Below are 23,412 nucleotides of genomic sequence, written 5' to 3' on the forward strand. Positions count from 1 at the left end.
ACATTTACAGCTTGGCGGTGAGCTCAGGCAGCAGGGTGAAGAGATCCCCCACCAGGCCGTAGTCCGCCACCTGGAAGATGGGGGCCTCGGCGTCCTTGTTGATGGCGACGATCACCTTGGACTCCTTCATCCCCGCCAGATGCTGGATGGCCCCGGAGATGCCGATGGCGATGTAGAGCTCGGGGGCCACCACCTTGCCGGTCTGTCCCACCTGCAGATCGTTGGCCACGAAGCCTGCGTCCACCGCGGCCCGCGAGGCACCCACAGCCCCGCCGAGCTTGTCGGCCAGGGCTTCAATCAGGGCAAACTGCGCCTTGGAGCCGAGCGCCCGCCCGCCTGAGACCACCACTCGCGCGGCGCCGAGCTCGGGCCGTGCGGATCGCACCGCACGCCGCTCGATGAGCCGGGTCCGGCACGCCAGCTCGGGGACGGGAAGGTGCTCGACCCTGGCCCCAGCCCCCCCGCTCTCGACGCCTGGGAAGGCCGATGCCCGTATGCCGAGCACCTTGACGGGCGCCGTGCTCGCCACCCGGGCAATGGCGTTGCCCGCATAGAGGGGGCGCAGGAAGGTATCCGGCCCCTCTATGCCCGTCACCTCGGAGATCATCTCCACCCCCAGCCTGGCCGCCACCCGCGGCAGCAGATCCTTGCCGTGGCTGCTCGCCGCCATCAGGCAGTGCTGATAGTCCCGCACCACGGGGGCCAGCAGTCGATCGAGCCCGTCATTGAGCCCTTCCGCCAGCATGGGATGCTCGGCCAGCAGCACCCGGTTGACCCCCTGCAAGGAGGCCGCCTGCTCCCCCGCCTCCGCCAGACCCTGACCCAGCAGCAGCAGGTGGACCTCGGCGCCGAGCAGGCTCGCCGCCGTGACCAGACGGGCGGCGCTGTCCGCCAGCTGGCCCTGATGATGTTCGGCAATGATGAGTACGCTCATGGCAGCACCTTGATGTCGTCCGTTGATCTTCCTGTCCATTCGCCAGCGCGCCCGCTGGCGGCAATCAGCCGGCCCGCGGGATAGGCCTTGACCCTCAATGCGCTCATGGGATCACCTTGGCTTCGTTCTTGAGCTTGTCCAGCAGCTCGTCCACCGAGCCCACCCTGACACCGGCGCGTCGGGGGGCTGGCGCCATCACCCCGAGCAACCGGGTCTGACCGGCGGGCTCGACCCCCAGGGCCGCAAAGGGGGCACTCTCAAGCGGTTTGCGCTTGGCCTTCATGATGTTGGGCAGCGAGGCGAAGCGGGGCTCGTTGAGGCGCAGATCCACGGTCACCACGGCAGGCAGCCCCATGCCGAGGGTCTCGAGACCGCCGTCTATCTCGCGGGTCACCTGCAGCTCCCCCTCCACCAGCCTGACGGCGGAGGCGAAGGTGGCGAGCGGCCAGTCGCACAGGGCCGAGAGCATCTGGCCGACCTGGTTGTTGTCAGAGTCGATGGACTGCTTGCCGAGCAACACCAGATCTGGCTGTTCCTGCTCGCACACCTGTTGCAGGGCACGGGCCACGGTGAGTGGGGCCAGGGTCTCGTCGGTGACATAGTGCAGGGCCCGATCCGCCCCCAGCGCCAGGGCATGGCGCAGCTGTTCGGCCGCCGCCTCGGGGCCCAAGGTCACCACCACCAGCTCGGTGGCCACCCCGGCTTCGCGCAGCCTCACCCCCTCCTCCACCGCGATCTCACAAAACGGGTTGATGCCCATCTTCACATTGGCGAGCTCCACATCGGAGCCATCGCTCTTGACCCGGATCCTGACGTTGAAATCAACGACCCGTTTGACAGCGACCAGCAGCTTCATGGCGGTCATCCCTCGTATCGGTTGAGTGAATCCATTTTGCACTCTCACACTTTTATGCTGACAAAATGATTTACGTTTACGTAAACTACCAGCACTACCCTAGGCCAAGTCGAGCGCAGAGGCAAGATGGAACGCGAAGCAATGGAATTTGATGTCGTCATCGTCGGTGGCGGCCCGGCTGGCCTCAGTGCCGCCATCGCATTGAAGCAGCAGGCCCCGGATCTCTCGGTCTGCCTGCTGGAGAAGGGGGCGGAAGTGGGTGCCCATCTGCTCTCCGGCGCCCTGCTCGATCCCGTCGCCCTCAAGGAGCTGCTGCCGGCGCGCTGGCAAGAGGCCCCCCTCGGCGTGCCGGTCACGGATGATCAGGTTCATCTGCTGCAAAGCGCGTCCAACTCCCTGCAATTGCCCCGCTGGGCGGTGCCGCCGCGCATGCACAATGACGGCTGCCACATCATCAGCCTCGGCAACCTCTGCCGCTGGCTCGCCCGGGAGGCCGAGGCGCTCGGGGTCGAGATCTACCCCGGCTTCGCGGCGAGCGAGCTCATAGTGGAAGAGAGCAGGATAAGAGGGGTGCTGACGGGGGATCTGGGTCTCGACAAAGAGGGCAATCCCAAGGCAGATCACGTGCCCGGCATGGCACTCTATGGCCGCTATACCCTGTTCGCCGAAGGGGCCCGCGGCCACCTCGGCAAGCAGCTTGGCGCCCTGTTCACGCTGGAAAAAACCGCCCAGCCCCGGCACCAACCGCAGCACTATGCCATCGGCTTCAAGGAGCTGTGGCAGGTGCCCGCCGGTCAATGCCATCCCGGCCGCGTGCTGCACGGCAGCGGCTGGCCGCTCGGAGAGCAGCGGGGCAGCAAGAGTCAGGGGGGCTTCTATCTCTATCATCTGGCGGATAACCAGGTGGCGGTCGGCCTTATCGTCGATCTCAACTACCAGAATCCCTGGCTCAGTCCGTTCGACGAGTTCCAGCGCCTCAAGCACCACCCTCTTATCGCAGAGACCCTGCAGGGGGGAGAGCGCATCAGCTACGGCGCCCGTGCCATCACCAAGGGGGGCTGGCACTCCCTGCCCCGCATGCACTTTCCCGGCGGCCTGCTCATCGGCTGCGATGCGGGCACCCTGGATTTCTCCCGCATCAAGGGCATTCACACCGCCATGAAGTCCGGCATGCTGACGGCCGCCACGGTCGCCATGAGCCTGCGCGGCGGCGATGAGGGCGGGCGGGATCTCGCCGAGTATAGCGATGCGCTGCAACAGAGCTGGCTGGCCCGGGAGTTGATCGCGGCCCGCAACTTTGGCGCCGCCCTGCACCGTTTCGGCCCCTGGCTCGGCGGCGCCTTCAACTGGCTGGAGCAGCGGCTGTTCCCCCGCGCCTCTCCTTTTACCCTGCTGGACAAGGAGCCGGACTATCGCCAACTGCGCCTGGCCAGCCGCTGCCGGCCCATCGACTACCCCAAGCCGGACGGGCGGCTCAGCTTTGACAAGCTCTCTTCGGTGTACCTGGCCAACACCAGCCACGACGAGGATCAGCCCTGCCACCTGAGGCTCCAGGACGAGCGCATCCCGGTGGCGGTCAACCTGCCCACCTGGGCCGAACCCGCCCAGCGTTACTGCCCGGCCGGGGTGTTCGAGATCCTGGATGGGGATACCCGGCCAAGGCTGCAGATCAACGCCGCCAACTGCATTCACTGCAAGACCTGTGACATCAAGGATCCCAGCCAGAACATCGTCTGGACACCGCCCCAGGGAGGCTCGGGGCCAAACTATCCCAATATGTGATGGTACAAGGACCTGCAACATCAAGGATGCTCAGCCCCTGGGAGGCTCGGGGGTGAACTACCCCAATATCTGACCGGTGCGCTCCAGATCTGAGTCTGAAAACGCCAAAGATGCCCAGTCCCGGGGAGGCAGAGCAGCGCATTCTTTGAAGCGGTAACGGGATGTCAACAGCTGCTCCGACCTCGCCGTTTTTTTGAGCAAACAGGCTGAAGCCCCGATGAATAGCCCCTGACAAGCGGGGCCCGCCCCTGTATAGTTCGCCGCATTCAGGTTGTCCATCGGCCTCGTTATGCTATTTCATGGGATCGCTTTCTGTGCGATCTAGGGCCGCATGAACCTGTGCAACCATCCCTGATTACCCACGACTTCTTAAGGGGGGACAGATGATCACCGCCTACATTCTCAACAACAAGGTGCTGGACATAGTCACGCTCGGGCCGGACGACATAGTCCCCGACAACACCGTCTGGCTGGATGCCTACAAGCCGGATACGGCGGAGCGAGAATGGTTGACGGGCCTGTTTCTGGAAGAGGTCCCCGACAAGGAAGAGCTGGACGACATAGAGGCGTCCGCCCGTTTCTACTGGGACACAGATGGTCTGCACATCCACTCCCTGTTCCCCCAGCGCATCGGCCGCGACACCAAGGGTGTCCACGTCTCCTTTACCCTGCGCAACAACCTGCTGATCAGCATTCGCGAGGATGACATCGGCCTGGTGCGCCTGCTGCGCCACTACATGCGTCAGGACCGGCTGGAGGTGGAGAATGCCCTCGATATCCTGCTGGAGGTGCAGAACCTCAAGGTGGAGTACCTCTCGGATCTCATCGAGGATGGCTACAAGACCCTGGAGAACACCGCCGATCAGATCTTCGAGCCGGATCAGATCAACTCCATGCTCAAGGAGCTGATGGCCCAGGAAGAGGCCAACGGCCAGATCCGTCTCTCCCTGCACGATACCCGTCGTGCCCTGCGCTTCCTCAAACGCAGCCTGCGCCAGCGCATGACAGGGGAGCAGAACAAGTGGATCGACGAAATGCTGCACGACGTGGAGTCCCTCTTGCCCCACACCCAGTTCCTGTTCGACAAGATCAACTTCCAGCTGGAGGCGTCCATGGGGGTGACCAATCTGGAGCAGAACAAGGTGATCAAGATCTTCTCGGTGGCCGCGGTGATCTTCCTGCCGCCGACGCTTATCGCCAGCATCTACGGCATGAACTTCGGCCGCATGCCGGAGCTCGCCTGGGAGTACGGCTATCAGATGTCGCTGGTGCTGATGGTGATGTCGTCGCTCGGCACCGGCCTCTTCTTCAAGCGCAAGGGCTGGCTGTAACGTCTTCCGGCGTCAGACAAGCGGCACAGAGATTGGGGGGCATGGCCCCCCGATTCATTGCCCCGCCTTGCAAAGGGCCGCCCCCCGCCCCATATCCCCTGCATCAATAGTTCAACCCCGGAACGGGCCTTATGACCCTCTACCCCGAACATCGCTACGACGATCATGGCCAGCTGCGCCCGCCGCTCTGGTTCTGGCCCATCGCCCTCTTGCTGACCCGCTCGGTCTGGCTGTTTCTGATGGCCGGCGTCACCCGGGAGAGCGGCAGCGCCATCCTGACCCTCTTCTACCCGGACAAGATGAGCCTCTATCTCGGCCTGTTGACGGACGTGCCCGCCATGCTGGCGCTGCTCGCCTGCGGCGGCACCTATCAGCAGACCCAGGGCATTCGCGCCAGACTCAGGCGCCACAGCCGGGGCCTGCTGCTCTGCTCCACCGCGAGCGGTCTGGTGATGCAGCTGCACAGCCTCAATCTGCAGGCGTGGTCGTTCAGCTGGCCCACCGCCCTGGTGCTGGTCGCCAGCCTCTGGGCGCTCTGGTATCTGCTCAAGAGCCGCCAGTTGCGGGATTACACTCGGGATCAACCCCATTAACAGGCGCCGTCGGCCGCCTCATTGACGGGTGACCCGGATCTGCAGGGTCTGGCGTTCGCTGCCGCTCGCCACCCCGACCCGTGACGGATTGGATAGCGCGGCCCCCTGATCCTCCTGGCTGGTGGAGAGCTCCCCCACCGTCAGCCACTGACCCGGGGCGCCGCTCACCTCGGTGGCGCTCTGGCCGGTCTTGATGTCGCCCCGCTCAAGCCTGGCCTGCTCGCTGCTGAGCGCTATCTGTACCCTGTCCCCTATCAGGGTAGCGGTGGCGTAGAGACCGCTTATCAGCGGCATCATGGCCACCACCCGGCCTCCCTGCCAGCGGTAGAAGGTGACCGGCTGATAGGAGCCCATCTGCAGCAGCACGGGCCGCCCAGAGAGGCCGCGCACCTGCCAGTTGTCCTGCTGGGTGCGCTGGTAATCCTCGGCGCCCCCTTCCACCAGCCAGCGCCGTTTGGCATTGTCATTGCCGACGCCGATTCCCACCTGTCGACTGCCGGACTCCCCCGCCACCCGCCACTCGATGAGCAGGCTCTGGGGCGGCTGATTGAGCTTATCCAGCACCTTCTCGGCCTCCTGCAACTGGGCGGGCGTCCCGCTCAGCACCAGCTGGTTGCCCATGGCACTGACCCCAAGCTCGGGGTAGAGCTCCTTGAGGGTCTGCACCGTCCCCTCTGCCTCAAACACCGGGATGACCTTCACCTCGGCCTGCAGGGGCAAGGCCCAGAGTCCGCAACACCCGAGCACCCAACACCAAGCTCTCATCCTCGTCTCCCTCTTGCCGTCTCTCATGGCGTCTCTCATGGCGTCTTTCTCATCACTCCTTGCGATCATGGGCCATGGCGCCCCGATTGCAATGGCAAGGGGCAAGCTGCCTGGCCCAGAACGATATCATGAAGGTCCTTTTCCGGCTCGCTTTAGAGCCCAAAGCAAAGACTCATTGAGAGACCACTCAATACAAATAAAAATGGTTATCATTTGTTGTCACGACAATATCCCTCGGATACAATTCGGACTCATTTTTTCGAGTCAGCCTCTGATGAAGCCAGAACCTGTCGTCTCCTCCCCTGCTGCCATCCATCTGGCCCTGCTGATCAACATGCTCTCCATGGGCAGCATGATGATGGTGATGCCGCTCGGGCCCGATCTGGTGACCAGCCTCGGCATGGCCCCGGAGCAGACAGGTTACTTCAGCGGCGGCGCCACCCTGGGAGCCGCCCTGATGGGGCTCCTTGCCGCCCCCTGGCTCGATCGGGTCAATCGCAAACCCGCCCTGCTGGTGCTGCTCACCCTGCGTTTCCTGCTGCTGATGGCCTGCGCCCTGGTGCAGGACAGCCAGCAACTCTTGCTGCTTTTTATCCTCTCTGGCTGCGTGGCCGGGCCCCTTGCCGCCATCCTGATGGCCGCCGTGCTGGACCTGGTGCCACCGGCCGAGCGTGGACGCCGCCTCGCCTACGTGGGTATGGCGTTTTCACTTGCCGCCATCCTGGTGGTGCCCGTCGCCCTGGTGCTGGCCCAGTGGCTCGGCTGGCAGAGCCCCTTCCTGCTGTTTGGCGCGATCGGCCTGCTGCTGGCCCTGATCTGCGCCCGCCTGCTGCCTTCGCTGCCGGTCAGCCGCGCCCCGCAGGGCCAGGGGCTGCGCCAGTTGCTAGGATCGCCGCTCTGTCAGGGAGCCCTGTGCATCCTCTGTCTGCAGATGTTCGGCCACTTCCTGCTGATCCCGCACTTTGCGAACTATTTCCAGTTCAACCTCGGTTTCCCGCGCCAGCAGATCGCCGCCCTCTATCTGTGCGGCGGCCTCGCCAGCATGGCCACCATGCGCCTGTGCGGCGGCTGGATAGACCAGGGCCGCGCCCAGGGCGCCATCTTGCTCACCAGCCTGCTGCTGGCCCTGGTCACCCTGCTCGGCTTCGCCCTGCCGGTCGGTCTGCCCGTCTACCTGCTGTTCACCCTCTTCATGGCCCTGAGCTCGGCCCGCGCCAGCACCACCCTCGCGGTCACCGCCGCCATTCCGGCCCCCCATCAGCGCGCAGCCTTCATGTCCTTCCAGGGCACGGTCACCAATGTGGCGGCGGGCCTCGGCAGCCTGATCTCCGCCAGATACCTGGTCTCCGACGAGGGAGGCGCATTGCACGGTTTCTCCACCCTGGCCTGGATCAACATCGGCTGCGGCCTCCTGGCCTGCACCGGCGTCTGGTTCCTCATCCGGGGACTGGAGCGGACAAGAGATAACAATAATCCTGCCTCTGGTACTGCCAGACAAGGAAGTCAGTGAGCATTTGGGCCCACCGCGCCCTACCCCATAACCTCTGTTTATTCATGGAGTTTTGACAATGCAGTTGCAGCATGGCGTATTTCGTTTGAACCCGATTTTGCTCTCTCTCGGCCTGCTGGCCGTACCGGGCCTGGCCCAGGCAGAGTCGGTCAAGGCCAACGAGACCATGGTGGTCACCGCCACCCAGACCAAGCACACCGAGCTGTCCGCCCCGGCCAGCGTCTCGGTAGTGACCCGTGCCGATCTGGACAAGATGAACGTCAACAACATCGGCGATGCCCTCAAGCACGTGCCGGGCGTCAACATCGTCTCCACCAACCCCACCGGCCGCAACGAGATCAAGATCCGCGGCATGGGGGGTGACTACACCCTGCTGCTGATCAACGGCAAGCGGGTCAACGCCCGCGAGACCCTGGGCAGCGCCTACGGCAACGACTTCGACCTGAGCTCCATCCCCATGGCCGCCATCGAGCGCATCGAGGTGATCCGTGGTCCCGTCTCCTCCCTGTACGGGGCCGATGCCCTGGGGGGCGTGGTCAACGTGATCCTGCGCCAGGCCAAGGAGAAGACAGAGGCTGCCGTCGGTTACACCCACAGCATGCCCACCGAGGGTGATGGCGGCGATGCCAACCAGGCCAGCGCCTATGTCTCCGGCGCCCTGATCGACAACAAGCTGCTGGGCAGCGTGGTGGTGGAAGGCTATCAGCGCGACAACTGGAAGAGCGATCAGTCCAACAACCCGGACGCCGATGCCCTGGAGAAGCGTGAAGTGGTCAACGTGCTGACCAGCCTGAAGTGGCTGGTGGCGGACAACCAGGACATCGACTTCGATCTGGGTTACAACCAGAACGACATGGACAGCTACTTCAACAACGTGCCCCGCGCCCCGACCGCACCGGCCACCCCCCACAACGTGCAGAACCTGGATCGCCTGAGCCTGGGGCTGACCCACAACGGCCGTTGGGAGCACTTCGACAGCCGCGCTCGTTACTACTTCGAGCAGATTGATCTGATGGATGACTCCCAGCTCAATGGCGGCGCCGCCGACATCACCCAGACCAACAACACGGTGGACGGTCAGGTCAGCGGTTACCTGGGTGATCACCTGCTCACCTCAGGCGCCGAGCTGCGCAAGACCGAGCTGGAGCACAGCCGCAACATCGCCAATGGCAGCGTGGATGCGACCCAGAGCGCCGTCTACCTGCAAGACGAGTTCGGCTTCGGCGATCTGGCCCTGACCCTCTCCGGTCGTCTGGATCACCACGAGACCTATGGCACCGAGTTCAGCCCGCGCGCCTACGCCCTCTACACCCTGACCGACGAGTGGGTGATCAAGGGTGGCGCCGGCAAGGCGTTCAAGGCCCCGACCCTGGCCCAGTCCAGCGAAGGCTTCTCCACCACCGCCTGCCGCGGCGCCTGCCAGGTCATCGGCAACCCGAACCTGAAGCCGGAAACCGCCGTCAGCTACGAGCTGGGCACCGCCTACGAGGCCGCGCGCTTCGGCGCCGGGGTGACCGGCTTCCACAACGAGATCGAGGATCTGATCCAGAGCGATCAGTGGGGCCCGGGCTACCGTCCGACCGTGATGACCTACCTCAACGTCAAGGAGGCCCGCATCAAGGGTCTGGAGCTGACCGGCTGGGTCGACGTGCTGGACAACGTCAAGCTGACCGGCAACTTCACTCTGCTGGACTCCGAGGACAGGAGTACAGGGGATGATCTGGCCAAGACCCCGGATCACACCGGCAACCTCGGCCTGGACTGGCAGGCGAGCGAGCTCGTCAGCGCCAACCTGGCCTGGCAGTACGTAGGCAGCCAGGTGATCAAGGTGCCGGCCCGCAACTCCCAGGCGTTCACCTCCAAGCACTACCAGACCCTGGACGTGAACACCAACTGGACCGTCACCCCGGCGCTGGACTTCAAGCTCGGCATCACCAACCTCACCAACACCAAGCGTGACGAGGTGGCCACCGACGCCGACTTCATCCTGGAAGGACGCACCGTCTACGCCGGTGTCGATTACAAGCTGTAAGCTCTCCCTGCGGGAGCCCCGAGATCGGGGCTCCCTTTTTGCGTTTCTACTGCCCCGTATCAAAGGAGTTGTTGCGTGCTCAGATACCAAGCACAGCTGTTCTGGCTCGGAGTGCTGCTCCTCTTACTGCTGATTTCTCTGTCACTGGCCACAGGTGCCGGTGTCTATGGTGGCCGCGAGGTCGCCGGTTTCCTGATGGGCGATCCCGCCTTCCTGGCCGATGAAAAACTCGCCATGATAGTCAATACCCTGCGCCTGCCCCGCACCCTGGCGGCCCTGGTGGTGGGGGTCTGTCTCGCGCTCGCCGCCTCCATGCTGCAGAGCGCCACCCGCAATCCCCTGGCCGAGCCCGGCCTGCTCGGGGTCAACGCCGGCGCCGTGTTCGCCCTGGTGATCGGCCTCACCTGGTTTGGCGTCGAATCCGCCTACGGTTACCTGCTCTGGTCCGGCATGGGGGCCCTGCTTGGCAACCTCATCGTGCTCGGCCTCGGCCTCATGGTGGGGCGCTCCAACCCCCTCAAGCTCATCCTGGTGGGGGTCGCCCTCTCCGCCACCTTCGGCGGTCTCTCCAACTTCCTGCTGCTCTCCAACCGGGTGGTGCTGGAGCAGTTCCGCTTCTGGAACTTAGGGTCCCTTGCCGCCTCCAGCCTGGAGTCCGTGCTGACGGTCGCCCCCTTCGCGCTGGCCGCCCTGCTGCTGACCCTGGCGCTCTGCCGCCAGCTCACCCTGATGCAGATGGGGGACAACCAGGCCCAGGCCCTCGGCATCCGGCCGACCCGGGTGCGCATCGGCGTGCTGCTGGCCGCCACCCTGTTCACCGCCTGCGCCATCGCCATCGCCGGGCCCATCGGCTTCGTCGGCTTCCTGGCCGCCTACTGCGCCCGCCTGGTGGAGCCGGTGCGCCTCGCCATCCAGGTGCGCTTCTCCGCCCTGTTCGGGGTGCTGTTCCTGCTCGGTGCCGACATACTGGCGCGCTGGCTGCTGCAGCCGTTCGAGCTGCCCAACGGCGTCATTCTGGCGCTGATCGGCGCCCCCGTGCTCATCCTGGTGGTGCGCAGCGGCGGCTTCCGCTCCCTGCTGGCCGTCAAATAAGGTGCCCTCCCATGAACAACCCCATGAATGACACCCTGCCGGGCTCCCTGCCCGAGACCCCACTCCCCACCGGCACCCTGCGCCTGCGCCTCGGCCGCCGCACCCTGCTGCTGGAGCGCCGCGCCTGGCTCGTCACCCTGGCGCTGGTGCTCGCCCTCATCCTGCTCTCCCTGCTGGCCCTGACCCTGGGCTCAGGCAAGATCACCATGCCGGGGGTGATCCAGACACTGCTTGGAGAGGGGAGCCGGCTCGACCAGGTGACAGTGTTCAAGATCCGGCTGCCGCGCATCGTCGCCGTGCTGGTGGCTGGCGCCGCCATGGGCCTCTCCGGCTGCCTGGTGCAGACCCTGGTCCGCAACCGCCTCGCCACCCCGGACATGATAGGGGTCAACGAGGGGGCGTCCCTTGCCATCATCATCTTCTCCCTCTACCTGACCCTCGGCAGTTGGCCCTGGTGGGCCGCCCCCTTCGGCGCCCTGTTTGCCGCCGCCGTGCTCTATGCCCTGTGCAACAAGCCCGGGGAGCAGGGCTACCTATTCGTGGTGATCGGCATCGGCGTCTCCGAGCTGATGAACGCCATCGGCCAGTTCGCCATGTCCACCCAGTCCCTGGTGCACCTCACCAGCCTTTATCTCTGGAACATGGGCAACTTCGTCGGCCAGGGCTACGGCACGGTGCTGCCGGTGGGGATACTGATCCTGCTGGTCTGCCCCTGGGTCGTCTATCTCTCCCGCGCCCTCGGCGTGCTGCGCCTCGGCCCCGTCACCGCCAGAACCCTGGGGGTGAACGTGAACCGGGTGCAGCTCGGGGTACTGGCCCAGGCCATCATAGTCGCGGCCCTTGGCACCGCCATCGGCGGCCCTGTGGTCTTCATCGCCATGGCGGCCCCCATACTCGCCTCCTGGCTCTCCCGGGATCGCATAGTGCCGCTCTGGATTGCGGCCCTGTGCGGCGCCCTGATGCTGCTCGCCAGCGACACCCTGGTGCGGGTGCTGGCCAGCCCCCACGAGGTGGCCACCGGCATCATGACCCGCATTCTCGGCGGCCTGCTGCTGCTGTTCATCCTGATCAAAGACAGACAACGGGCGGACTGACCATGCCATTCATCCATTTCCAAGACAGACCGAGGGCCGCCTGATGACGCTCACCGTGAATCGACTCCATTTCGGCTATCAGCACAAGGCCATCTTCAAGGAGATCTCCCTCTCCATCCCCCAGGGCAAGCTGGTGGGCATCGTCGGCCCCAACGGGGGCGGCAAGTCCACCCTGCTCAAACTGCTGGCGGGCCAGGAGCAGCCCCAGTCCGGGGAGATACTGCTCAAGGGCAAGCCCCTGGGGAGCTATGGCATGAAGGCCCTGGCCCGGGAGCTGGCCTACCTGCCCCAGCGCCCCCTGGTGCCGCCCGGCATCCGGGTCGAGCAGCTGGTGCAATATGGCCGCCATCCCCATCAGGGCTGGTTCACCCAGTGGAGCGAGGAGGATGCCCGCATGGTGGGCTGGGCCAGGGAGCGGATGCAGCTCGATGCCATCTGGCAGCAGAGCGCCAGCTCCCTCTCCGGCGGCCAGGCCCAGCGGGTCTGGCTCGCCATGGTGCTGGCCCAGGATGCGGATCTCATCTTGCTGGACGAGCCCACCAGCGCCCTGGACATAGGCCACCAGACCGAGGTGATGGAGGCCATCCACAGGGTCGCCGCCGAGGGCAAGACAGTGCTCATCGTCATCCATGATCTCGCCACCGCCGCCCGCTACTGCGACGAGCTGATTGCCCTGGGGGACGGCGGCATCCAGGCCATGGGCCCGGCCCGGGAGGTGGTGACCAAGTCCCTCATCGATCGGCTCTACCAGACCGACGTGGACATACTGCACGCCCCCGGCGACGGAGCCCCCGTCATAGTGCCCCGCAGGCGCGTCGACCATGCGCAATCGGCCTGAGCCGGATAGCAAGAAACCGCCTGATGGCGGTTTCTTTGTCTGGGCCGAAGCCTCACTCTCATAGCAACAATGCGGTGAGCACGCCCCCCGGCAGTGGCTGCCAGTGCAGGGTGCAGCGCCAGCCGGCCGGCAGGGCCGGCGTCAGCGGGACCTTCAGCTCCAGGGTGAGGCTCTGGGCCGTCATCCCCAGCCAGCGGGCATCGAGAAAGTCGAAGTAGCGCCCCACCCTGGGATGGAGCGCCTTGAACAGGCTCTCCTTGGCGGAAAACACCAGGGTCAGCCCTCTGGCCCTGTCCAGCCCGAGCGCGCGGGCCCCGGCCTCCAGTCGCCCCCACTCATCCTCATCGACTATGCCGGGCCAGAGCTGACTCCCCTGCTCCGGCCCCAGCCAGGCCTCCAGATCCAGCCCCATCCCCCCCTGTGCGGGGCGCACCCCGCACAGCGCCACCCCCTGCCCCGCCAGCTGGCTGTGGCTGATGCTCCCCTCCATTCCCGCAGGCCAGAGCGGCTCCCGGGCGCTCCCGATGGCCACGCGGCATTCCGCAAGGCCAAAGGGGCGCAGGGCCTCGCGGGCTGCCAGCCTACCGGCCAGAAACTCCCCCAGCCGCTTGGGGGCCGCACGCTGCAGGCTGGCGGGCAGCGCCATGTCGTGGGCCGCGAAGCAGGCGGGAGTAAAGGCGGCGGCATCGAAACAGATGCGATGCAGGGTCAAGGGGGGCGTTCCCGGCAGCAGCAGCTGATCCCGTTGCAAAAGGAAGGCGGTGAGAGGGGATAAGGGGGGCATCTGGGCTCCTCGCAATGGCGCCTCATGGTATCAAAACCCCCAGGGTAGACACCACAAATACAAATGACAATGTTTCTCACTTGCGCTTCTGTGATAGCATGTCCCCGCCCATTTGGACCCCGGTTTTAGGCTGACTGGCAGGCACGACCAACAGGGGCCGCCCTGCATGGGCCAAGCGTGCCGCCGATTTCACCCATTAAGGATGTAACCATGAAGATCTTCTCCCCCCTGGCCGCCGCGCTCATGCTGGCCAGTCTGGTCGGCTTTCAGGCCCAGGCAGGCACCCGCCAGGTGCTCGATGCCAACGGCCAGACCCACACTGTCCCCGATGCGCCCCGGCGGGTCGTGGTGCTGAGCGAGCTCGATCTCGACAGCGCCCTGACCCTGGGGGTGCAACCGGTCGGCACAGTCAACGGCCGCGGCCAGTCCACCCTGCCCCGCTATCTGCTGGGCATGGCGGGCAAGGAGATCCAGGTGGTCGGGGATCTGGACAACCCCAATCTGGAGAAACTCATCGATCTGGAGCCCGACCTCATCCTCACCGGCCAGACCAAGCCCGAGCTCCTGGCCCTGCTCAAGGAGATAGCCCCCACAGTCGTCACCGGCAACTGGGGCGAGCCCTGGAAGACCGTGTTCAACCGCAGCGCCAATGTGATGAACAAGGAGGCCGAGGCCAAGGCCTTCCTCGCCCGGTATGACGCCCGCCTGGCAGAGGCCCGCAGCAAGCTCGCCAAGCACCAGGGGGAGCAGGTGAGCATAGTGCGCTGGAACCCCAAGGGGCCTAGCTACATGCATGGCGGCACCTTCGCCAGCAGCGTGGTCACCGAGATGGGGCTGGCTCGCCCTGCCCACCAGATCGGCGACAAGAGCCCCCACTCCCCGGCGCTGAGCCTCGAATCCCTCAACCTGCTGGACGGTGACTGGCTGGTGGTCGGCACCCTGAGCACCAGCGGCGATGCGGTGGATGCCATGAAGCAGGCCGAGCAGACCCCGGCCTTCCAGCAACTTGGCGCCATCAAGGGCAAGCGCTTCGGCGCCGTGGACGGGTCGCTCTGGACCTCCACCGGCGGCCCCCAGGCGGCCCTCAAGGTGATCGACGACGTCGAGCAGCTGCTCACCAAGCCGGACGCGGCCCCCATCGCGCACTGATCCCCATCTCGGTTGACTGCCAACAAGAAGCCCGCTTGATGCGGGCTTCTTTGTTTATCAACGCTTGCGAGCAACGGGCAATGCTACTCCGGCAGGGGCAGCGCCTTTCTATCGAGCTTGCCGCTGCCGGTCTTGGGCAGGGCATCCAGCAGGATAAGTCGCGCCGGCACCATGTAGTGAGGGAGCGTGGCCTGCAGCCCCTTGCGCAGGGCCAGGCGATGGAGGGTCACCCCGCTTTTCGCCTCCACATAGCCCACCAGCATGGCCTCGTCCCCCTCGCCCACCAGGCGCACCGCAGCCTCCTGCACCCCGGGTTGACGGCGCAGCCCCGCCTCCACCTCCCCGAGTTCGATGCGAAAGCCCCGCAGCTTGACTTGATCGTCCCGCCGCCCCAGATAGAGGAAGCTGTCCGCCCCAAGCAGTCGTACCCTATCGCCGGTGCGATAGAGGCGATGGCTCCCCAGGCGCAGGAAGGCGGTCGCCGTCAGGGCGGGCTTGCGCCAGTACCCCTCGCACAGGGCCGGGCTCTCGATGCAGAGCTCACCGACCTCCCCTTCCTGCACCTGCCGCCCCGCTTCGTCCAGCACCCAGTGGCGATAGCCGGGCAGGCTGTGGCTGATGGTGATCTGCCCCCCAGCCGGTGGCCAGCGCACCTCGCTCACCAGGGACCAGACGGTGGCCTCGGTGGGCCCGTAGCAGTTCCACAACCGCCGGGTGCGAGCGCAAAGCTGCTCGGCCAGCCCCATATCCAGCGCCTCGCCGCCGCACAGGGCGGTGAGGGTATCGTCCCCCTGCCAGCCGGCCTTGAGCAGCATGCGCCAGCAGGCCGGAGTGGCCTGCAGGACGTTGATGGAAGGATCTGCCGCCAGCAGCGCCAGCATCCCCAGGGGATCCTTGTTGTGCTCGCCGCCCGCCACCGTCAGCCGGCCACCGCCCCAGAGCGGCCCCAGCATCTCCAGCAAGGAGATGTCGAAGGCCGGGGTGGTGATAAAGAGCCAGTGGCAGCTCGGGGAGAGTCCTAGCCGCTCGCGGATCCCGTCGAGGAAACAGAGCAGGGCCCGGCGGCTGATGACCACCCCCTTGGGCTCGCCGGTGGAGCCCGAGGTGAACATCATGTAGGCCGCCAGGGCGTCATCCACCTGGGGCCAGGAGACGGGCCCTGCCGCTGCCGGCCCCTTGAGGGGGCGCAGGGGGCAACCGAAGTCCGGGGTCCCCGCCTCCTCATCGCAGATCACCGCCGAGAGCCTGGCCTGGCGGGCTATCCCCTGCAGCCGCTCCAGGGGAAAGTCAGGTTCGAGCGGCACGAAGCAGAGGCCGAGCCGCAGGCAGGCCAGCAGGCTGGCCACCAGATCCGGGCTGCGGGAGAGATAGAGGCCGACCCGCTCTCCCACCGCCAGCCCCTGCAGGCGGGCGGCGACGTGCTCGACCCGCCCATTGAGCGCACCGTAGCTGAGCCACTGCCCTGCGGTTGCACCATCCCGGGTCTCTGCCATTTCCACACTCATGCCCACGCCCATACGGATGGCGGGGGCCAGCGGGGTGGCGGCGAGGCAAGCCGCCAGCCGAGAGCCGAGGGAGTGCTCCCTGGCCCCGCCCCCCGCCCCCTTGCCTGAGCCTATCGCCATCGTCATAGCACCTCCTCGGGCTGGCGCACCAGCCAATGGTTGAACAGCCGGCTGGGGGAGCCATATCTCTTGAGATCCCCCAGGGTGAGGGGGACCCGCCCATCGGCAAAGGCCTCATTGAGGGCCGCCAGCAGGGCGAGCTGCTGCACCGAGTCCACCCCAAGATCCTGCAGGCTCTGCTGCCAGCCCCCTGGCACGCCGCCATGACGCTGCCACAGATCCACCAGGGAGCGGGCCGCCACAGGGATGTCAGCCGGGCAGGGCTCAGCCCCTGCGGCGGGCGCGGTCACCTGCGTCGTCAGAGTCGGCGCCTCGGATCTGGCCGATTGCGCCAGACTCGCCTGCGCCAGCCATTCCAGCTCTCTTATCCAGTCGGCCAGCACGGCCTCGGCCTTCGCCATGGGGATCTGATCCCCGTCGAACTCGAGGCGCAGGTTGAGCTGGCCGCCACGGGCATTGACCACCAGGGAGAGCGGCAGCTCCACCTTCTCCACCACGGCGCCAAAGCGCGGCACCAGCTGGTGGGGCTCGGGGGCGGCAGGGGCCGCCGGCATGGGGTAGTTCTCGAACACGAACAGGCTCTGGAACAGACGCGCCCGCCCTTTCGTCAGCGCCGCCAGCGACTGGGTGCCGTGCTCGTTGAGGGCCATCAGGTCCGACTGCAGCCGGGCGATATGCTCGGCCAGGCTCAGCTCGGTGCACCACGCCAGGGCCAGCGGCAGGCTGTTGATGTAGAGGCCGACGCTCTGGGTGATCCCCTCGATGGGGTAGTCCCGGCCCGGGGTCACGTTCCCCACCAGGGTGACGGCATCGCCCGAGCGGCATGCCAGCAAACGATGCCAGGCATATTGGGCCAACAGGCCCGCAGTCACGCCAAGATCGCGGGCACGGCTCTCCAGCTGGCGCGACAGCGCCGGTGCCAGGGGCTGGCCGCACACCGCAGGCCGACGCTGGGTATGGCACCGGGTCAGCTGGGGATCCAGCGCCACCCCGAACAGGCAGGCGAGATCGTTGGGCCTGGCCAGCAGCTCGCCACGCCCCTGCCAGTAGGCGTCGGCGCTGCGGGTCTGGCTCACGATATGGCGGCCAAACTCGAACCAGGCGGTGTCCGGATCTCGCTGCGGTAGCAGGCCATTCATCAGCGCCTGATAGCCGTGATGCAGCGCCCCCAGCAACACCGGGCCGCTCCAGCCATCCAGCACGCCGTGATGGGCGCTGAAGACAACCTTGTGGTGATCGGGGGCCAGTTTGAAGCAGGCAAGGCGCAGCAGAGGTGCCTGCTCGAGCGGGATCGGGCGGGCCAGATCCTGCTGGCGATAGGCCTGGATCCGTGCCTCTGCATTTTCCACCTCGGACAAGTCCTCATAGTGGAACGGCAGCTCGGCGCGCTTCATGATGCGCTGCAGCGCGACTCCGTCCGCCAGCACCAGTTCGCTGCGAAGGGCCGGCCAGCGGGCGATCTGCCCCTGCCAGGCCTGACGGTAGACCGCCACGTCCAGCGGCTGGTGATAGTCGATCTCGGTCTGCAGGTGATAGGCCGTGTCACCGGGCACCAGCGCCCTGTGATGGAACATGCTCTGCTGAAGCGACGTCATGGGCAGCAGGGTCTCCACCTCGCGCCCGGCCAGCACCCTATCGAGCGCAGATTGGGAGAGTCCCAGCCCCGGGAAGTCGCTCGGGGTGTGGTGCGGAGCCGCCCGGGTGCAGCAGTGCTCCACCAGCGCCGTCAGGTTGTCCGCCAGCCGCGCCATCAGGGCGTCGCTCCCTTGCTGGTTGAGGGCGCCCACCTGGCGCAGGGTGAGGCGGCCGTCATAGACGCCCCCGTGCAGGCTGATGAGCTCCCGCGGCAGGTTGTCCGGCGAAGAGGGAGCCCCCGGCGCCACGGGCAGGGGCTGCCAGGGCTGAGCGGCCTCCCCCTGATGGCTGACCCCCAGATAGTTGAAGACGACAAGGGCCTGGGGCAGTTCCTGCCCACGGGGATGGTGCAGGCGCAGGGCGTTGAAGCCCACCCCCTTGTCCGGCACGGCGCGCAGCCGCTCCTTGGTGGCGCACACCAGCGCATCCCACTCCCTGGCATCCTCCAGCGCCAGCGGGTAGGTGCTGGTGAACCAGCCCAGGGTACGGCTCACATCGAGTTCGGCATCGATGGCCTCGCGGCCGTGTCCTTCCAGCATCACGCAGTGACGGTTGCCGTAACCCTGCTCGCTCAGGGTGCGGGTCAGTGCCGCCAGCAACAGGTCTGGCACCCGGGTGAAATAGGCCTGGTTGGCGGTGTCGATGAGGCGGGCCGTGGTCTCCTGACTCAGTTGCAGCAGGCTGGCGGCGGCGCGGCCATCGGCAGCACGAGCCGCTTCCAGCAAGTGACCCTGGCTGCCCTCCCCCTGAGCCAGCCAGAAGCCCATCTGCTCCTCTTCCCGTTTGGCGTAGACCGCGAGCCCCTCGCCCCACTGGCGATAGCTGCTGCCCTTGGCGGGCAGCGGCTCGCCCCTGCTCACCCGGGCCAGATCCTCGGCCAGAATGCGCCAGGAGACCGCATCGATCACCAGATGATGGAAGGCTAGGAAGAGCCCCTCCACCGTCTCCCCGTCCACCATCAAATTGCGCAGGCGGGCCCAGGCCAGGGTATGGCCACAGGCAGGATCGAGATCCCCCTGCAGTTCGGTCAGGCGGGCCTGCAGCCCGGCCTCATCGAGGCTGCCGGCATCCAGGGTCGGCAGCGGCGGCAATGGCAGCTCGGCCAGGTAGCGCTGGCCGGTCGGGGTCACCGCCAGGCGCAGGGCATCGTGGTGCTGGCGCAACGCATCCAGCCAGCCGCGCAGGGCCTCGTCTTCCACCCCGGCTGGCAGGCGCAGTATCACCCCCTGGTTCCAGTGACCGGACCTGGCAAAGCCCTGCTCGAAGAACCAGTGCTGAATGGGGTGAAGCGGGAACTCGCCGGTCAGGCTGCCCTGCTCGCTCCTGTGGCTGACCGCCTGCTGCTGGCCGAGCTGGCGGCAGAGGCGGCGCACCGTCTTGGCTTCGAACACGTCCTTCACGCTGCAGTGCAGCCCCGCATCCCGCAACCGGGTGGTGAGCTGGATGCTGAGGATGGAGTCACCGCCTAAGCGGAAGAAGTCATCCTCCACCCCGAGGGGCTGCTTGAGCACCCCTTGCCAGATGGCAAGCACTGTCTGCTCCAGTGCGTTTTGCGGCTCGCCCTTGCTCTGCTGCCAGACGATGGCGGGCAGACGGCGCAGGTCCAGCTTGCCGTTGGGGGTGAGCGGCATCTCGGGCAGCCAGCAGAGGCGTGCTGGCACCATGTATTCGGGCAAGCACTCGCCGGCCCGCTGCAGCAGGGCATCGCCGTCGGGCTCGTTTTCCCCGGCCTGCAGACAGGCATACGCCAGCAGGCGACCCTCCTGCACCACCACCTTGATCTGGCGCATCGCCGGGCACAATTCGGCAAGCCGGGTCTCTATCTCACCCGGCTCGATGCGATAGCCCCGCAGCTTGATCTGCTCGTCTATCCGGCCCAGATACTGGATGTTGCCGTCGCGGCGCATAAGGGCCCGATCGCCGGTGCGATAGAGGCGATGGGTACGATCAGCCAGCGCCAGCTCGATAAAGGCCTCCTGGGTGCGCTCTGGCAGATTGAGATAGCCGCGGGCCAGCCCCAGCCCCGCCAGGCAGAGCTCGCCGGGCACCCCCACCGGGCAGAGGTTGCCCGCCTCGTCCAGGATCAGCGCCTTCAGGTTGTTGACGGGGCGACCTATGGTGATGGGCGCCCCCGGGGTGAGCCGCGCGCAGAGCGCGGTGACGGTGCACTCGGTCGGGCCGTACATGTTGTAGAGCGCCACCCGCTCCCCCCAACGCTCCACCAGGCTGCTCGGGCACGCCTCGCCGCCAAAGCCGATGGCCCGCAGCGATCCGAGATCCGCCGGGGGCAATAGATTCGCCAACAGCGCCGTGGGCAGGATCATGTGGCTGGCACCCCGCGCGATCGCGGCACCGATCACCCCCTCCCCCGGCTCGCCGAAGTGCAGGGCCGCGCCGCAGTACAGGGGCAGCAAGCTGGTCATGTTGCCCGCATCAAACGAGAGGGACATGCAGTTGAACATGGCCCCACCGCTCTCAAGGGCGATGCGCTCGCCGTGATCCGCCATCAGGTTGACCAGGCTGCCCTGCTCCACCATGACCCCCTTGGGCAGGCCGGTGCTGCCGGAGGTGTAGATGATCTGGGCCAGCATGGCGGCGTCCCGAGGCAGTGCAGGCGTGCTGGTTGGCATCTTGTCCAGCGCAAGCTGGTGCAGATCGTGATACGCGGCAGTCGTGCCCGCCAGCGCCTCGCCAAGGCGCCCATCCGGCACGCCACCCAGTACCAGGCTGATGCCAGCGTCGGTGAGGATATGGGCCAGCCGCTCGGCGGGATAGGCAGGGTCGAGCGGCACATAGGCCGCCCCCGCCTTCCAGCAGGCGAGCAGGGCGATGACAAAGGCGACATCGCGTCTCGCCTGGATGCCGATGGCGGCGCCCGGGGTGACGCCGCAAGCCAGCAACCAGTGGGCCAGCCGGTTGGCACGCACCTCCAGCTCGCCATAGGTCAAAGATTGCGCACCGTCGCTGACCGCCAGCGCGTCCGGCGACTTCCCGGCGCGCCGCTCGATATGACAGAGCAGGGTGTCGCGACTCGGGTAGTCCAGCGGCAGCTCGGCAAGCTGTGCGGCGAGCGCTGCCTGGTCGGTGCCCGCCTCCAGCGGCAACTGCCAGATGTCGGTCTCGGGAGCCGCCACCACGGCGCGCATCAGGTGCAGCAGGCGATCGGCAAGAGCCTGGATGGTCTCTCGCTCGAACAATGCGGTGGCAAACAGCCAGTCCACCCTGACGGAGTCCATCAGCTCGGTCACCTTGACCGAGATGTCGGTCTTGGCCGGCAGCACAGGCGAGGTCTCCTCCACCAGCTGGCAGCCAGGGATGAGATCGTTGAAGTCCACCTTGGCCTGATAAACCAGCATGATCTGGAAGATGGGGTTGATGGCGGTGGTGCGATCGGCGCCAATGGCCTCGGCCAGCGCCTCGAATCGGTAGAGCTGGTGATCGAAGGCCGCCAGATCCTCCTCCCGGCACTGCTGCAGGTAGTCGACAAAGCTGGGCCGCCCTGTCAGCTGGGTTCTCAGCACCAGGGTATTGACGAAAAAGCCCACCAGGGACTCGATCTCGTGGCGCTCACGATAGGCGAGCGGGGTGCCGATCACCACCTCCTTCTCGCCGCTCTGGCGCACCATCAGCAAGGCAAACAGGGCGTGCAGGCCGATGAAGTTGGAGGTGCTGTGGCGCTGGCAGAGGCGCTTGAAGCTCTCCCACAACTCGTTGTCGATGGTGGAGAAGACCAGCTCGCCCCCGCTGTCCTGATGGGCCGGGCGCGGCTTGTCGAGCGGCAGACCGTGCACCTCGGGGCTGCCACCGAGCCGGTCGACCCAGAACGGCTTGAACTCGGCGTGATAATCGAGAAAGCGCGGTGAGTTGAACCAGCGGGCATAGTCGATGTAGGTGAGCGGTAGCTCGCTCAGCTGCAGGGGCTCGCGGTTCTGATGCGCAAGAAAGGCGCGCTTGAGATCCGCGAACATGTTCTTGACCGACCAGCCGTCGGAGATGATGTGGTGCTGGGTGATCAGCAGCACGTGCTCGCGGCTGCCGAGGCGGATCAGGTGCACCCGGCTGAGATCCCCCTGGGTCAGGGAGAAGGGACGCCCGATCTCCTCGCGCACCCGGCGGGCCACATAGGCCTCACGCTCGACAATGGGCTCTGCGCTCACGTCCTCAATCTGCAACTTGAAGGGCGTGTGGGGCAGGATCTCCTGAGCCCCCCTGCCCGCCTCGTCCTTGATGAAGCGAGTGCGCATGCTGGGGTGGCGGGCAAACAGGTGGTCGAAGGCAAACTCCAGCGCCGCCGTGTCCAGCTCTCCCTTAACGCGAAAGTAGACCGGCATATTGTAGAGGTGGGAGGCCTCCTCGTACTGCTCGATAAACCAGAGCCCGCTCTGGGAGGACGAGAGCGGCCCCTGCAGGGCGCCCTCGGCGACAATGGGCGCCTCGAAGGCGGCGCGGGCCGCCAGGCAGCGCACCAGCTCATCCTTGTGGGCCTTGATGGTGGCGCCGATGGCTGGCGTCACCGCCTCCTTGCTCGACTGGGAGATAAGCTGGCCTTTCTCGTTCAGAGCCAGCTTGACCCCCTGCCGCTCCAGCTGTTTCAACAGCAAAATCATATTGTTCATCTGTTTCTCAAGCCTCAGGCACTCAGGGTGGCGCCGCCATCGACGACCAGATCCTGCAGCGTGATGTGGCTGGCCAGATCCGAGGCCAGGAAGAGGACGGTATGGGCGATCTCCGCCGGGGTAGCGACCTTGCGCAGGGGGATGCCGAGCTTGAACTGCTCCGGCAGCCCGGCAATGGTGCGGGCCATGGCCCCCTCGTCCGGCAGCATGCCGCGCAGCATGGGGGTATCCGTCGAGCCCGGCGACACCAGGTTGGCACGCACGCCGAAGGGGGCCAGCTCCAGCCCCACCGTCTGGGTCAGGCTGGTGACCGCCGCCTTGGAGGCGCAGTAGGCCGCCATCTGCATGCGCGGCACATGGGCGGCGTTGGAGCCGATGGTGACGATGGCACCGCGCTGCTGCCCCTTGAAGTGGGGCACCAGGGCCCGCAGCAGATAGAAGACACCGCTGGCGTTGACCGTCATGCAGTCGTGCCAGTCGTCATCGCTTAAGGTTTCGGTAGAACCGAGGCGCAGCACCCCGGCCCCGTTCACCAGCACATCGAGCCCGCCGTCCGCCAGCAGCGCTGCGCAGCAGGCGTTGACCGCCTTCGAGTCGCCGATATCGAGCAGCCGGGTGGCATAGGGGTAGTCCGCTTCGGGAAACGCCAGATCCAGCCCCACCACGATTGCTCCGGCCGCCACGAACTGCGTTGCCACCTCGCGGCCGATGCCGCGCCCGGCCCCGGTCACCCAGACCCGCTTGCCAGTGAAATCAAAGGCCATTGCTTGTTGCTC

General features: G+C 66.3%; 16 protein-coding genes. 9 read left to right on the forward strand and 7 right to left on the reverse strand.

Annotated features, from left to right (window positions below; genetic code table 11):
- Positions 1–4: 4 nt before the first annotated feature.
- Both HB860_RS10850 and HB860_RS10855 read right to left on the reverse strand, forming a co-directional pair.
- Positions 5–934 (reverse strand): electron transfer flavoprotein subunit alpha/FixB family protein, encoded by a 930-nt coding sequence (locus HB860_RS10850; protein WP_247626650.1) that lies wholly within the window; start codon positions 932–934, stop codon positions 5–7.
- Positions 935–1,037: 103 nt separating this feature from the next.
- Complete coding sequence (locus tag HB860_RS10855; protein ID WP_247626651.1) at positions 1,038–1,790, reverse strand: electron transfer flavoprotein subunit beta/FixA family protein; 753 nt, start codon at positions 1,788–1,790, stop codon at positions 1,038–1,040.
- 126 nt (positions 1,791–1,916) lie between these two features.
- On the opposite strand from HB860_RS10855, the gene HB860_RS10860 reads away from it, so the two are divergent.
- From HB860_RS10860 to HB860_RS10870, 3 genes are all read left to right on the forward strand, one after another.
- Positions 1,917–3,572, forward strand: coding sequence for an electron transfer flavoprotein-ubiquinone oxidoreductase (locus HB860_RS10860; protein WP_247626652.1), 1,656 nt, complete (start codon positions 1,917–1,919; stop codon positions 3,570–3,572).
- A gap of 383 nt (positions 3,573–3,955) precedes the next feature.
- Complete coding sequence (gene corA, locus HB860_RS10865; protein ID WP_005332981.1) at positions 3,956–4,903, forward strand: magnesium/cobalt transporter CorA; 948 nt, start codon at positions 3,956–3,958, stop codon at positions 4,901–4,903.
- A 131-nt stretch (positions 4,904–5,034) separates the two neighbouring features.
- The gene (locus HB860_RS10870) at positions 5,035–5,496 is read left to right on the forward strand and encodes a DUF2919 domain-containing protein (protein WP_139435305.1); all 462 of its coding nucleotides are present in this window, start codon (positions 5,035–5,037) and stop codon (positions 5,494–5,496) included.
- A gap of 18 nt (positions 5,497–5,514) precedes the next feature.
- On the opposite strand, the gene HB860_RS10875 is transcribed toward HB860_RS10870, so the two are convergent.
- Positions 5,515–6,261 (reverse strand): hypothetical protein, encoded by a 747-nt coding sequence (locus HB860_RS10875; RefSeq protein WP_247626653.1) that lies wholly within the window; start codon positions 6,259–6,261, stop codon positions 5,515–5,517.
- A 274-nt stretch (positions 6,262–6,535) separates the two neighbouring features.
- Here HB860_RS10875 and HB860_RS10880 point away from each other — a divergent pair, with 274 nt between their 5' ends.
- From HB860_RS10880 to HB860_RS10900, 5 genes are all read left to right on the forward strand, one after another.
- Positions 6,536–7,771 carry an MFS transporter gene (locus tag HB860_RS10880; RefSeq protein WP_247626654.1) on the forward strand — a complete coding sequence of 412 codons (1,236 nt, stop codon included), beginning with the start codon at positions 6,536–6,538 and terminating at the stop codon, positions 7,769–7,771.
- 58 nt (positions 7,772–7,829) lie between these two features.
- On the forward strand, positions 7,830–9,803 hold the full coding sequence (locus HB860_RS10885) for a siderophore amonabactin TonB-dependent receptor (RefSeq protein ID WP_139435299.1): 1,974 nt from the start codon (positions 7,830–7,832) through the stop codon (positions 9,801–9,803).
- A gap of 75 nt (positions 9,804–9,878) precedes the next feature.
- Positions 9,879–10,895: an amonabactin ABC transporter permease subunit 2 gene (locus tag HB860_RS10890; protein WP_139751283.1), complete on the forward strand. Its 1,017-nt coding sequence runs from the start codon at positions 9,879–9,881 to the stop codon at positions 10,893–10,895.
- Between the two features lie 11 nt (positions 10,896–10,906).
- Positions 10,907–11,989: a FecCD family ABC transporter permease gene (locus HB860_RS10895; protein WP_247626655.1), complete on the forward strand. Its 1,083-nt coding sequence runs from the start codon at positions 10,907–10,909 to the stop codon at positions 11,987–11,989.
- Positions 11,990–12,032: 43 nt separating this feature from the next.
- Positions 12,033–12,827 carry an amonabactin ABC transporter ATP-binding protein gene (locus tag HB860_RS10900; RefSeq protein ID WP_041205522.1) on the forward strand — a complete coding sequence of 265 codons (795 nt, stop codon included), beginning with the start codon at positions 12,033–12,035 and terminating at the stop codon, positions 12,825–12,827.
- A gap of 58 nt (positions 12,828–12,885) precedes the next feature.
- Here the strand turns inward: HB860_RS10900 and HB860_RS10905 are convergent, their stop codons facing one another.
- Positions 12,886–13,611, reverse strand: a complete 726-nt coding sequence (locus HB860_RS10905; protein WP_247626656.1) for a 4'-phosphopantetheinyl transferase family protein — start codon at positions 13,609–13,611, stop codon at positions 12,886–12,888.
- 210 nt (positions 13,612–13,821) lie between these two features.
- Here HB860_RS10905 and HB860_RS10910 point away from each other — a divergent pair, with 210 nt between their 5' ends.
- A complete protein-coding gene (locus HB860_RS10910; RefSeq protein ID WP_139439734.1) occupies positions 13,822–14,760 on the forward strand; it encodes an ABC transporter substrate-binding protein in 939 nt (312 codons plus the stop codon).
- Positions 14,761–14,843: 83 nt separating this feature from the next.
- Here the strand turns inward: HB860_RS10910 and HB860_RS10915 are convergent, their stop codons facing one another.
- Genes HB860_RS10915 through amoA form a run of 3 tightly spaced genes read right to left on the reverse strand, consistent with a single transcriptional unit; the run spans position 14,844 to position 23,400 of the window.
- Positions 14,844–16,391 carry an amino acid adenylation domain-containing protein gene (locus HB860_RS10915; RefSeq protein WP_247626657.1) on the reverse strand — a complete coding sequence of 516 codons (1,548 nt, stop codon included), beginning with the start codon at positions 16,389–16,391 and terminating at the stop codon, positions 14,844–14,846.
- Positions 16,388–22,636 (reverse strand): non-ribosomal peptide synthetase, encoded by a 6,249-nt coding sequence (locus HB860_RS10920; RefSeq protein ID WP_247626658.1) that lies wholly within the window; start codon positions 22,634–22,636, stop codon positions 16,388–16,390. The genes HB860_RS10915 and HB860_RS10920 overlap by 4 nt, the downstream gene beginning before the upstream one ends.
- A gap of 14 nt (positions 22,637–22,650) precedes the next feature.
- Entirely contained in the window at positions 22,651–23,400 is a 750-nt protein-coding gene (gene amoA / locus HB860_RS10925; RefSeq protein ID WP_247626659.1) for an amonabactin biosynthesis protein AmoA, read from the reverse strand.
- Between the last annotated feature and the right edge of the window lie 12 nt (positions 23,401–23,412).

This window comes from Aeromonas genomosp. paramedia, assembly GCF_023093515.1.
Lineage (GTDB): Bacteria > Pseudomonadota > Gammaproteobacteria > Enterobacterales > Aeromonadaceae > Aeromonas.